Raw genomic sequence first — 12,290 nt, 5'->3', positions numbered from 1 at the left:
TCATTCTTCGCCTAATATCGCACACCTCAAATCACCTATTAAATCCAATCAACGTAAAAAAGCAGCAATTCGCTGTAAGTTTTTCTCAGCTCCTCCTGTCTATTTAATTTACTACACTCAATGAATGGTCGATAAGCCATTCATCTATAGGATAGATAAGGACATTTGATGAGCACCGTCGAGAGCATTCAAGCATGGTTAAATTCAGGGGAGGAGTCGCTGCTATGGCTGATGCTTGGCATTATCGCGCTTTCTTACCTGCTTGAAGATCTGGCGATTGTTACGGCGGCTGGTTTAGCGACTCAAGCACTCATCCCACCGCAATATGCGTTACTTGCAATTTTCATTGGCATTGCCACCGGGGATCTTGGTCTTTATTACCTTGGTAAATCAGGGCGTTATTTTAGAGGCGTTCGTTATAAGGCACTCACCAATCGATACTTTCGTGCACTTCGCACCAAATTACGTCAAAACGCATTCAGCAGTCTTTTTGTTATCCGCTTTATTCCTGGGCTACGCACGGTTGGTTTTACCTTAAGTGGTTTTTTCGCCATCCCTCTCCCTACTTTCTTGTTTGCCGTGATCGGCGCCACCGCGTTATGGACTGGCATTGTCTTCTCTGCCATCTACTATTTAGGGACATCAGCGTGGCTGCAAGCCTCTGAATATCAATGGATCGTCATCCCGTGTGCCATCGCTTTGTTGTTTGTCGGTAATCGATTAATGAATAAAACCTACTCTAGAGGACTATCATGAGTTCACCGCAAGATATTCACATCATTCCAGCACATCAAATTAATGCAGGTATGCCTCTGCTTGAAGAAGATACTGTGCGTAGTGTCTCTCCTTATGAGTTTCTTCCAACTTGGTTTTTCTACACGCCAGTGGTCATTCAAAGCCTGATGCAAGGGTTACGGCATTTTAATTGGGCGCTGCCGCTGATCGCTAATCCGAGCATCAAACTCAGTGGCATGGTCGGTGAGTCAAAACACGAGATACTGAGCCTTGCCGGATCGTCAAGCCAGCACTGGATCTCGCCGTTTATCACCCTCACCAAAACCGATCTCAGCAGTAAGAAACAAGCAGAAGATGCGCGCAGTGCACTCATCCAATCGGATCTTGATTTCCCTATTGTGGCGAAACCGGATCTTGGTTGCCGAGGTGTGGGCGTCAAGCTGCTCAATAACCAAGATCAACTTGAGCAATATATTGAATCCTTCCCAAATCATGCTCGCTTTTTGCTGCAAGAAAAGGCGCCTTATCAAGCTGAGGCTGGTGTTTTTTATGTTCGTTACCCGAATAGCAAACAAGGCGAGATCATTTCGATCACTCTCAAATATTCGCCAATGGTGACTGGCGATGGCACTTCGACACTCAAGCAATTAATAGAAGATAACCCGCGAGCTGGGCAGCTCAGTCACCTGTATCTACCAAGACATGAAAATAAGTTGGATCAAGTACTCGCAGAGGGCGAAGAGTTCCAGCTTGCGTTTGCAGGTAGCCATAGCCGTGGCTGTATCTTCCGAGATGGTAATCAATACATCACTCAGGCTCTAACCGAACGTTTAGATGAAATATTTGACGACTTCGATGGCTTCCACTTTGGTCGACTCGACGTCAAGTTTAAGGACATGCACAGCCTAATGAGAGGTGAGGATTTCACTATCCTTGAAGTCAATGGTGCAAGCAGCGAGGCTGGACACATATGGGATCGCAACACCCCACTGCGAGAGATATTTTCTACTCTACTTCGACAATACCGCATTCTTTTTGACATCGGCGCTCAACAGAAACAGCGAGGCCACCAGCCTCCATCTTTTAAGAGCCTATTTAACGCGTGGCAAGAAGAGCGACGCCTTGTTCAACAATATCCGACCACCGACTAACTTTATACGAGGAACATGCATGAACCCGATAGCCCAGCCGAGCGCCTTTGCCGCTGTATCTCCGAGTATCAAGGGAGCGGTAGAGATACTGAATCAAGGCCTAGAGTTTCTGACAGCGATTTCTGATAGCGATTATCTAACGAGTGCTAAGCCACATGTCACTAGCTCTATTGGTGAGCATACTCGCCATACGCTGGATCTTTTTCACGCTTTGATTTTGAAAGAGGATGCGACCATTGATTACAACACTCGTCGTCGTGGTCACCCAGTCGAATACGATAGGTCGATGGCAATCAAAGAGATCCACTACGTGATCAATTGGCTGGAGCGATTAGACCATCATGATCTAGAAGCACCTATCACGATCCAAACTGAGGTTTCGATGGATACTCAAGTGTTTGCTAGCCTACCTTCAACACTAGAAAGGGAGATAACCTTTGCAGCGCTGCACGCTAATCATCATTACGCGATGATCAAAGTGATCACCACCTTCCTTGATGTTGAAACCTGTAACACCTTTGGTTATGCCCCTACCACTAGCAGCTATCTGAGGGAGCAATAATCATGTGTTCAGTATCTTGGTTGCTTGAAGAAAATGGCTATCAGGTCTTTTTTAATCGTGATGAACAAAAGACCCGAGCATTGGCGATGCCCCCTAAACAATACCAGGTTAACGGTGTCGATATCATCATGCCACTCGACCCAACGGGCGGTGGTAGCTGGATCAGCATTAACGAGTTTGGGCTTTCACTATGCTTACTCAATAACTATCAAGGCATGGTGCCAGTCGGCCCATTAGTCAGCCGTGGTTTGTTACTGAAGAACCTATCATCGAGTCGTAATATCAGTCAGCTTTCAGAGGCTTTTAATCGACTCAACCTACACTCGTTTGCCCCATTTACCCTACTGGCTTTTGCTCCAAATTTGACGCAGAACAATGGTGTGGTGATTGCCTATATGTGGGACGGCATCCAACAGAAAATAGTGGAAACCGACTCACCACTATTCTCATCCGGTGTTGATTTAGAACGAGTTCAAGCATACCGACAAGCCCAATACGATCAACTCGTCGCAACAGAGAAAAATCAGCGAAACCTACTTAAGTTTCACTCTCACCATCACAATGAGCAGCCCCATTTAGCAACCTGTATGCATCGTGAAGACGCACACACAGTCAGCTTTACCCATTTACGTAATCTGCATGGTCATGCCTCGATGTTTTATGCACCCGGCTCACCTTGCGAACCAATCAAACCATGCCAGATAAATCAGCAGCGTTTTACCTTCGATTTATCACCAGCAATCAATCTATAGATGGAGTCCATCATGAGAAAACTAATCACTATGGTCATGCTACTTGTTAGCCCGTACGTATTTGCCGCCGATGAAATCTATACCGGCTTCTTTAGCAGCAAGGCTCTCGATGGCTACGATACCGTGGCTTACTTCACCTCAGGTAAGCCTGTTGAAGGCAGTAAACAATTCAGCACTGAATACAAAGGCGCGGATTGGTATTTCTCTTCTGAAAAGAATCTGACTTTATTTGTTAATAATCCTGAAAAATATGCCCCTCAATATGGTGGTTATTGCGCATGGGCCGTTTCAGCAAAAAACGACTTTGCACCAGGTGATCCGCAATATTGGACCATAGTGGATGACAAACTTTACCTGAACTACGACCAAGAGATTCAAGAAACTTGGGAGAAAGACCGTGCACAGCATATTCAACAAGCCGATAAAGCTTGGCCGAAGCTGATTAAGTAAGGGAATAACCATGACATTCACTCCTGCTAAACATCTCCCGGCAGCATTTATCGCTTTTGTGTTCATTCAGTCGTTGTTTTTTAAATTCACCGGCTCATACGAGACAGAGCATATATTTGGCACGCTCGCGACATGGTCAGGCTTAAGCTGGTTCGGTTCGTTTGGCGGCTATTTGATAGGCATCGCTGAATTGATTGCTGCCATTCTACTGTTCACTCGCTGGCATGGCCTGGGTGCCATTCTGAGTATGGGGATCATGAGTGGAGCAATCTTTTTCCACCTGTTTACACCACTCGGTATTCAAATGCCTGAGTTCAATGCAGCAGGCGAGATAGTCGGTTACGACGGCGGGTTATTGTTTGGCATGGCATGCCTGGTTTGGTTATGCGGAGCGTTTTTAATTGTGAAAGATTTCAAGAGTCAAGACGGTTTCTTAAACAACTTTAGTCAATAAGGTAGCTTCATTATGATTGATAGTCCTTTTCGTTTACCACGTTACACGCCTTTTGGCTTGGGTGAGTCTGTTGTCGAGTGGGCAACTGGGCTATCTAAGCTAGACCGACTCTATCAAGATCGACAAGACGAGTTATCTAGCTTCGAATTCATGAATTACACCTTGTCAGCACTCAATATCGACTACTCTATTGCATCGGGAAGCACGGAAAACATTCCTGAAGAAGGCCCTGTTGTGATTGTAGCGAACCACCCACTCGGCGCGATTGAAGGAGTGATCCTAGCTGATCTCGTAGGATCAGTAAGGAAGGATGTGAAGGTGTTGGCGAATGAGTTACTCAAACGGCTACCTGAACTGGATGATCTTTTCATTGGTGTTGATGTCTTTAATGGTAAAGAATCAAAAAGGACCAATGCCAAAGCCATTCGAGATGCCAATCATCACCTAGCTGATGGTGGGCTGCTGATCGTGTTCCCAGCCGGAGAAGTATCCAGTTACCGCAAAGGAGCAAAAACACTTACCGACATCGAGTGGAGCAAGTCAGTTGCTAAGTTTGTTAAGCGCCATCAAGCGACGACGGTTCCAATCTTTATCAATGGCAAAAACAGTGAGCTTTTCTATCAAGCGGGTCGTGTACATCCACTGTTGAGAACCGCTCTACTCGGGCGTGAACTTCTTAATAAACAAGCGACAACTATCTCTATCTCGATTGGCTCATCGATTCCGTATTCAGAGATTAAATCGTTTGAAAAAGAGATGGATATCGTCAACTACCTACGACTTAATACCTACCTAATGAGTCAACAAGATAGTCCGAACACGCCAATCCACGCACCCTCTTTCGATACCCAAGTGATAGCGCCAATATCACCCGAAGTATTGGCAATAGAGATAAGCTCACTCCCTGAAGAGATGAAACTGCTCGAGCAAGGTGACTTCGAGGTCTACTGCACGCCAAGCCAATCTATTCCCAACTTAATGCGTGAGATTGGTCGAGTCAGAGAAGAGAGTTTCCGTGAAGTTGGAGAAGGCAGTGGGCTTGCCTGTGACTTGGATGAGTATGACCTTTACTACCATCAATTGTTTGTGTGGAGCAAAGCTAAGGCCGAATTAGTCGGAGCTTATCGACTGGGTATGGTCGACAAGTTAATCGCAGAGCACGGGTTGGACCAACTCTATTCTCGAAGTCTGTTTAACTATAACCAGGAGTTCATCGATACGTTAGACAACAGCATTGAGCTTGGTCGCTCTGTCGTGAGTAAACCTTACCAAAAGAGCCTTAATTCACTGTTACTGCTATGGAAGGGCATTGCGACCTTTGTGTCTCGACATCCTCAATACACTCATCTATTTGGCCCGGTCAGTATCAGCAATGATTACAGCCACAATGCGCGCTTGTTGATCGCGACTACCTTATCGATTCACCACTATGATGAGGAAAAGGCAAGTCTGGTTTCCCCTTCTTCACCGCTCAATACCAGTAGTCATGTGTTCTGGCAGAATCATCTATTATCGTCACTGGCGAGTGTGCCTCTGCTCTCTAAAGTGTTAGCACGCATGGAGCAAGGAAAAGGCCTACCAGTATTATTGCGCCAATACCTTGGAATGAATGGCAAGCTGGTGTGTTTTAACGTCGACCCATCGTTTAATGATGCGCTAGATGGTTTGATTGTGGTGAACCTTAAGAAGGTACCATTGAAAACCTTAGGTAAGTACATGGGTCGAGAGCTTGCTCAAGATTACCTAGAGCAGCACACCCAACGCTGATTTAGCTCGAACTGTACCTACACTCAAATAAGTGCGATGATTTCAGCACTTATTTGGGTTAGGTTATATTCATGCACACCTCTTTTATCGAACAACTGCAAAGCTTCGACTTCTCAGAAAGTCAGATTGAATCGCTCGTCGCTGTCGCCAAGCCTCTTGAGCTACCAACCAGACACATCCTTATTAACCAAGGAGAGATGGCGGGCTCAATTTACTTCGTGCTTGAAGGCTTATGCCACGCTTGTTACCTCACTGATGAGGGCAAGCAATACAGCAAAGAGTTCTACTGGGAGCAAGACTGGATCATCGGCTTTGAAAGCTTGATAAAAAACCAAGCGTCCCCTTACCTGCTTGAAACCCTCACGCCTATCACGCTATTAGAACTGCCAATGAAGGCCGTGATCGAGTGGCGCGCCTCTAATAATCCTTTGTATTTAAAGTTGTTAGAAACCCAGCTGATGCACAAGGAAAACAAAGAGCGTTTCATGTTGCTCTATACCCCAGAGCAACGTTATCAGCTTTTCTGCGAGCACTACCCAGACCTAGAACAACGCCTCAACGACAATCAAATCGCTGCCTACTTAGGAATAACCGCGATAAGCTTGAGTAGAATTAAAGGTCGAATTAACAATAGTTAATGCCAACAGTCAGTGTGCATAGTACATTCAAAGCATCGATAATCTCTGGATGTAAACATGATCACTTGGCACTCTATTCCCTTTTCTAAACTTTCAACACAGCAGCTCTATCAACTGCTGCAACTACGAGTCGATGTATTTGTGGTTGAGCAAACTTGCCCTTATCCAGAGCTCGATGGCAAAGATAACCTTGAAGGTGTTCAGCACCTAATGGGCTATGCGGACGGAGAACTCATCGCTTGTGCTCGTTTATTACCACCTGGCACGACTTATGACAATGCCAGTATTGGCCGAGTTGCCACCAAACTATCAGCAAGAGGCAACGGTTTAGGGCATAAATTACTGGTAGAAGCATTAACTCGCTGTGAGGCATTATGGCCGAACACGACCATCGATATTGGTGCACAAGAACACCTAGAAAGCTTCTACGCTAACCATGGATTCAAGACGATATCTGAAATGTACTTGGAAGATGATATTCCGCACGTAGACATGAGATTAGAGAAGTAATGTCGAATATCACTGTCGGTATCCTATTGTTGATTGCGGGCAACCTGTTTGCCTCGCTCTCTGACGTAGCGGTAAAATTATTGAATGGTGAAGTACCGCCTCTTCAGTATATTTTTTTCCGTCAGTTGATATCCCTAATGCTCATTACCCCTCTGTGGCTGAGCCAAAGCAAAGCACAACGCCGCTTACAGCAAGCTAAAGTCACCTTAGTCCGAGGACAGCTGATCCTAATCGGCAGTGGGTGTATGGTGGTCGCGATCACCCATATGTCCTTAGCGACAGCTAACGCGGTATTTTACGTAGCCCCATTGTTGATGCTGCCTCTGTCAGTACTTCTACTCAAAGAGCAGCCTGCGCTTGGCAAAGTCATCGCCACCACTGTCGGCTTTATTGGCGCGCTAATCGTTTTACGGCCATCGCAATTTCACTGGGCAGCACTGTTTGCATTGGGGACTGCACTAACGCTTGCCCTGTTCAATGTATTGGTACGAAAGCTCCCTAGTGAACAATCTGTGGTGACCACGTTGTGGTGGACAACCCTCTTCTCTATCCCAGCCTCGTTACTACTGTGCTTACTGTATTGGCAACCGGTATCTTTAGAACATCTTGGATACATAGCACTAAGTGCAACGCTAATACTGAGCTACAACGGGCTTGCGGTCGCAGCCTACCAAAAAGCGCACTCAAGCCAGATTGCTCTCGCTGAATATTCAGGCTTGGTGTTTGTCGCGTTAATTGGCGCCATATGGTTCGATGAGGTCCCTGATACGCTAACCTTCATTGGTATTATGTTGATCATCTTACCGCTCGCGCCTTTCAAGCGACCAAAAAAAAGAGCTAATGCTTAGCTCTTTTTTGTCTCGTTCGTACTGTTGAGTTCGTAACTCACGCAAGATACCTATTTGCTGCGGCCAAAACCACCATCAGATAAACGGAAGAACATAACTGATGTGTCGCCCTTCTCTAATTGCAGGATATCAAGTTGTCCGGTTTCAGCTAATTTGAATCGAACTAATTGACCTTTGCGGATCTGGCTGAGTGGCTTGTCTGCGCCTTCAATACGCACTAGCGCATTTAAATCAGACAGTGGTAGATCGTTGTTTCGAAAAACCTGAGCCAAGGTATCACCTTGCTTAACTAGGTATTCCTGCCAATTATTGTTGCTCGGCTCTGATGAGCTACTCTTGGTGTTTTGCTGTTCGCTCAGCCCAACGGTATTTATCTCTAGCGCAACGCGAGATGTAACCGGAGTTGCCTCTACTTTAGGTTCAGGCAACGGCACAACAAGTAGGATAAGAACGATCGGCGAAATCACCATTAATAATCTTTGGTGTAATTTTGGTAATGAGCCCCAAGTTTGCACTGCTGAGGTTTTCATTCCTTTAATATCGATCGAGCTCAATTTCTCTTTGACCTGATTCAGTCGATCCTTGAGTTCTGCTAAGTGGTCAACTTTCTGCTTTTTCTTTTGACGACGATTCATACCACTGCGTCCTATACATTGAATAACTACAGTATAAAAACCAAAGTACCAACAGTATAGATCTTTCCGTCACAACAGGGCTCAATGCAAGAAAATTGACATGGCTGTGATTTGGACGCGGTAAAGCGCAAGTGATCAGGGACTAGCCGTTTCTTCACGCTGCTAATACTGGTATTCTTACCTTTTTCGTACTGACAAAAAGAGTGACTTTTCATGTCTGAAGTAAAATTTGAAACTGTAGAGCAAAAAGCTAGCTACGGTATCGGTCTACAAATGGGCCAACAACTTGCTGGTTCTGGTCTTGAAGGCCTAAACGTTGACGCAATCGCTGCTGGTATCGCTACAGCTCTAGTTGGTGACATGCCAGCTATCGAAGTTGACGAAATCAACAACGCACTACAAGAGCTACACACTCGCGGTGAAGCTGCACGTCAAGAACTAGCTAAAGCTGCAGCTGCTGACGGCGAAGCTTTCCTAGCTGACAACGCTCTTCGTTCAGAAGTAACCGTTCTTGAGTCTGGTCTTCAATACGAAGTACTAACTGAAGGCACTGGCGAAATCCCAACAGCAGACAAGCAAGTACGTGTTCACTACCACGGCGAACTAACTGACGGTACTGTTTTCGACAGCTCTGTATCTCGCGGTCAACCAGCTGAATTCCCAGTAACTGGCGTAATTCAAGGTTGGGTACAAGCTCTACAAATGATGCCTGTTGGCTCTAAGTGGAAGCTATACATCCCTCAAGATCTAGCATACGGTGAGCGTGGCGCAGGTGCTGCAATCCCACCATTTGCTGCTCTAGTATTTGAAGTTGAACTTCTAGCTATTCTTTAATTTTTATAAAAACCTCTAGTAAAACAAAATACTATAGGCAAATAAAATTGAAATAATCCAACGGCGATGTCACTACATCGCCGTTTTTCGTTTATAGTGAAAGAGTAAATTACTTTATTACTTAAGGACGAATAATGAAGAAAGTACTCATCACAGTTTTAAGCAGCCTTGCTGTTGTCTCTTGCTCTAGCACTAGCGACTCTGAACAAACCAGTTCTGGTTCTGATACCAACTACTCTCAACTATCACAAACTGCATTAATGGCAGCTGTAAACATGTGGACTCAACAAAATGAAACAACACCGCTTGCTGACACTGTTGCCGACCAAGCGTCTGTCACTAGCGATCAAGCGATTGGTGGTATCGGTTCTATGTTAGCACTGGCACAGAACTCATTAGATACTACAGATAACAAAGAGCTTGCGTCACTTATCCCAGGTATGTCTAGTCTGGAGTCAACGGGTCTATCATCACTACTAAACTCACAAGGTGCAGTTGAAAGTGCCTTTTCTAGTTTAGGTATGGATCCATCGATGGTATCGACGTTTGCACCAATCATTCTGCAAACACTGCAATCTAAAGGCGCAACGAGTGGCTTGATGGATTCTTTGGCTGCTATTTGGCAATTATAGTGAGTGGTTAGTTTTAGAAAATGATAAGGGCACTTCGGTGCTCTTTTTTGTGGATGGAAGAAATGGGATGCGAGATGCGAGATGCGAGATGCGAGATGCGAGATGCGAGATGCGAGATGCGAGATGCGAGATGCGAGATATTTTGAATAGTGAAGCAGAGAAGGCAAGAATAAATGCCAAACATCGTGGTGCAAGATTCAACCTTTAAAGACACAAAGTCCAGATACAAAAAAGCCGAGCTAATGCTCGGCTTTTTGTATTAAGAATCTAGATAGATTACTCAGCAGCTTCTTCAGCAGCTGGGCGGTCTACAAGCTCAATGTAAGCCATTGGAGCTTTATCACCAGTACGGAAACCACATTTAAGAATGCGAGTGTAACCACCTTGGCGAGCCGCGAAACGCGGGCCTAGTTCATTAAATAGTTTTGCTACCACTTCGTTATCACGAGTGCGAGCGAATGCAAGACGACGGTTAGCAACACTGTCTGTCTTAGCTAGGGTAATCAACGGCTCAATTACGCGACGTAGTTCTTTTGCTTTAGGCACGGTAGTTTTGATAACTTCGTGACGAACAAGAGAGCTAGCCATGTTGCTGAACATCGCTTTACGATGACTGCTGTTGCGGTTGAGTTGACGACCACTTTTACGATGGCGCATGACCTAATCCTTCTAACTTTTCGATTAATCTTCAGCGATTGACGCTGGTGGCCAGTTTTCTAGACGCATGCCTAGAGAAAGACCACGTGAAGCAAGCACATCTTTAATCTCTGTAAGAGATTTCTTACCAAGGTTTGGCGTTTTAAGTAGCTCAACCTCAGTGCGCTGTACAAGATCACCGATGTAGTGAATCGCTTCTGCTTTCAAACAGTTAGCAGAGCGAACTGTTAGTTCAAGATCGTCTACAGGACGTAGTAGGATAGGATCGAATTCTGGCTTCTCTTCCTTCTCCTCAGGTACACGTACATCACGAAGATCTACGAACGCATCCAGTTGTTCAGCTAGAATAGTAGCTGCACGACGGATTGCTTCCTCAGGTTCTAGAGTACCGTTCGTTTCCATATCGATAACAAGCTTGTCTAAGTCAGTACGTTGTTCTACACGTGCCGCTTCTACAGCGTAAGCGATTTTATCAACCGGGCTGTAAGTAGCGTCAACAAGTAGACGACCGATTGGACGCTCATCTTCTTCAGTATGGATACGAGCTGAAGCTGGAACGTAACCACGACCACGTTCAACTTTGATGCGCATAGCGATCTCAGCGTTGTCATCCGTTAGGTGACAAATTACGTGCTCAGGGTTAGCGATCTCTACATCACCATCGTGGGTGATGTCACCTGCAACAACAGGGCCTGAGCCTGATTTGTTCAGTGTAATAAACACTTCATCTTTGCCTTCAGCAACGCGCACAGCCAAACCCTTAAGGTTTAGAAGGATTTCCAGGATATCTTCCTGAACGCCTTCTTTAGTGCTGTATTCGTGTAGCACACCTTCGATTTCAACTTCTGTTACGGCACAACCCGGCATAGAAGATAGAAGAATGCGGCGAAGAGCATTACCTAGAGTGTGGCCGAAACCGCGCTCTAATGGCTCAAGAGTTACTTTCGCGTGTGTCGTATTGATCTGTTCAATGTCAACAAGACGCGGCTTAAGAAATTCTGTTACAGAACCCTGCATTGTGTCCTCTCTTTTTTTAACCTTACTTAGAGTAAAGTTCGACGATCAAGTGTTCATTGATGTCAGCTGATAGGTCAGAACGCTCAGGCATACGCTTGAATGTACCTTCCATTTTGCCAGCATCTACTTCAATCCAAGTTGGCTTTTCACGTTGTTCAGCAACTTCTAGAGCCGCTTTAATACGAGATTGCTGTTTAGCTTTCTCGCGGATAGAAACAACGTCGTTTGCCGCTACTTTGAAAGAAGGAACGTTTACAACTTTACCGTTAACTAGGATAGACTTGTGGCTAACTAGTTGACGAGATTCAGCGCGAGTCGCACCAAAGCCCATACGGTAAACTACGTTATCAAGACGACCTTCAAGAAGCTGAAGCAGGTTTGCACCCGTGTTGCCTTTTAGACGTGCAGCTTCTTTGTAGTAGTTGCGGAATTGTTTTTCTAGAACGCCGTAGATACGACGAACTTTTTGCTTCTCACGAAGCTGAACGCCATACTCAGATAGACGACCGCGACGAGCGCCGTGTACACCTGGTGCGTTATCAATTTTACACTTGGTATCGATCGCACGGACACCAGACTTAAGGAATAAGTCAGTACCTTCGCGACGGCTAAGCTTTAGCTTAGGACCCAAATATCTTGCCATGATCT

Annotated in this window: 16 protein-coding genes; 12 read left to right on the top strand and 4 right to left on the bottom strand. The window is 45.5% G+C overall.

From position 1 onward, the window contains the following. Window positions 1-168 precede the first annotated feature (168 nt). The 10 genes from OH460_RS11425 to OH460_RS11380 all read left to right on the top strand — a co-directional run bounded on the left by OH460_RS11425 (window position 169) and on the right by OH460_RS11380 (window position 7,867). Window positions 169-756, top strand: a complete 588-nt coding sequence (locus OH460_RS11425; protein ID WP_269997132.1) for a DedA family protein — start codon at window positions 169-171, stop codon at window positions 754-756. Beyond that, window positions 753-1,886: a D-alanine--D-alanine ligase gene (locus OH460_RS11420; RefSeq protein ID WP_269997131.1), complete on the top strand. Its 1,134-nt coding sequence runs from the start codon at window positions 753-755 to the stop codon at window positions 1,884-1,886. The genes OH460_RS11425 and OH460_RS11420 overlap by 4 nt, the downstream gene beginning before the upstream one ends. A gap of 19 nt (window positions 1,887-1,905) precedes the next feature. Then, the gene (locus tag OH460_RS11415; protein ID WP_269997130.1) at window positions 1,906-2,448 is read left to right on the top strand and encodes a hypothetical protein; all 543 of its coding nucleotides are present in this window, start codon (window positions 1,906-1,908) and stop codon (window positions 2,446-2,448) included. A 2-nt stretch (window positions 2,449-2,450) separates the two neighbouring features. After that, window positions 2,451-3,200: an NRDE family protein gene (locus tag OH460_RS11410; RefSeq protein ID WP_269997129.1), complete on the top strand. Its 750-nt coding sequence runs from the start codon at window positions 2,451-2,453 to the stop codon at window positions 3,198-3,200. Between the two features lie 12 nt (window positions 3,201-3,212). Next, the gene (locus tag OH460_RS11405; RefSeq protein ID WP_102425663.1) at window positions 3,213-3,650 is read left to right on the top strand and encodes a YHS domain-containing (seleno)protein; all 438 of its coding nucleotides are present in this window, start codon (window positions 3,213-3,215) and stop codon (window positions 3,648-3,650) included. Between the two features lie 10 nt (window positions 3,651-3,660). After that, window positions 3,661-4,104, top strand: a complete 444-nt coding sequence (locus OH460_RS11400; protein ID WP_269997128.1) for a hypothetical protein — start codon at window positions 3,661-3,663, stop codon at window positions 4,102-4,104. A gap of 12 nt (window positions 4,105-4,116) precedes the next feature. Beyond that, entirely contained in the window at window positions 4,117-5,871 is a 1,755-nt protein-coding gene (locus OH460_RS11395) for a lysophospholipid acyltransferase family protein (RefSeq protein ID WP_269997126.1), read from the top strand. A 71-nt stretch (window positions 5,872-5,942) separates the two neighbouring features. Then, window positions 5,943-6,509: a Crp/Fnr family transcriptional regulator gene (locus OH460_RS11390; protein WP_008220511.1), complete on the top strand. Its 567-nt coding sequence runs from the start codon at window positions 5,943-5,945 to the stop codon at window positions 6,507-6,509. A gap of 57 nt (window positions 6,510-6,566) precedes the next feature. Further along, on the top strand, window positions 6,567-7,019 hold the full coding sequence (locus OH460_RS11385) for a GNAT family N-acetyltransferase (RefSeq protein ID WP_269997124.1): 453 nt from the start codon (window positions 6,567-6,569) through the stop codon (window positions 7,017-7,019). Beyond that, window positions 7,019-7,867 (top strand): DMT family transporter, encoded by an 849-nt coding sequence (locus OH460_RS11380; protein ID WP_269997123.1) that lies wholly within the window; start codon window positions 7,019-7,021, stop codon window positions 7,865-7,867. Before OH460_RS11385 ends, OH460_RS11380 begins: the two co-directional genes overlap by 1 nt. 50 nt (window positions 7,868-7,917) lie before the next feature. On the opposite strand, the gene OH460_RS11375 is transcribed toward OH460_RS11380, so the two are convergent. Then, the gene (locus OH460_RS11375) at window positions 7,918-8,502 is read right to left on the bottom strand and encodes a LysM-like peptidoglycan-binding domain-containing protein (protein ID WP_008220517.1); all 585 of its coding nucleotides are present in this window, start codon (window positions 8,500-8,502) and stop codon (window positions 7,918-7,920) included. A 213-nt stretch (window positions 8,503-8,715) separates the two neighbouring features. Here OH460_RS11375 and OH460_RS11370 point away from each other — a divergent pair, with 213 nt between their 5' ends. Next, window positions 8,716-9,336: an FKBP-type peptidyl-prolyl cis-trans isomerase gene (locus OH460_RS11370; RefSeq protein WP_008220519.1), complete on the top strand. Its 621-nt coding sequence runs from the start codon at window positions 8,716-8,718 to the stop codon at window positions 9,334-9,336. A gap of 134 nt (window positions 9,337-9,470) precedes the next feature. Then, window positions 9,471-9,968: a DUF2780 domain-containing protein gene (locus tag OH460_RS11365; protein ID WP_269997122.1), complete on the top strand. Its 498-nt coding sequence runs from the start codon at window positions 9,471-9,473 to the stop codon at window positions 9,966-9,968. 276 nt (window positions 9,969-10,244) lie between these two features. Here OH460_RS11365 and rplQ read toward each other — a convergent pair whose 3' ends face one another. Genes rplQ through rpsD form a run of 3 tightly spaced genes read right to left on the bottom strand, consistent with a single transcriptional unit; the run spans window position 10,245 to window position 12,285 of the window. After that, window positions 10,245-10,625, bottom strand: a complete 381-nt coding sequence (gene rplQ / locus OH460_RS11360) for a 50S ribosomal protein L17 (protein ID WP_004729812.1) — start codon at window positions 10,623-10,625, stop codon at window positions 10,245-10,247. Window positions 10,626-10,649: 24 nt separating this feature from the next. Further along, entirely contained in the window at window positions 10,650-11,642 is a 993-nt protein-coding gene (locus tag OH460_RS11355) for a DNA-directed RNA polymerase subunit alpha (protein ID WP_004729813.1), read from the bottom strand. 22 nt (window positions 11,643-11,664) lie between these two features. Next, a complete protein-coding gene (gene rpsD / locus OH460_RS11350; protein WP_004738777.1) occupies window positions 11,665-12,285 on the bottom strand; it encodes a 30S ribosomal protein S4 in 621 nt (206 codons plus the stop codon). Between the last annotated feature and the right edge of the window lie 5 nt (window positions 12,286-12,290).

This window comes from Vibrio sp. Makdt, from assembly GCF_027587015.1.
Classification (GTDB): domain Bacteria; phylum Pseudomonadota; class Gammaproteobacteria; order Enterobacterales; family Vibrionaceae; genus Vibrio; species Vibrio chagasii_B.
This window is presented reverse-complemented; position numbering and strand designations above follow the sequence as displayed.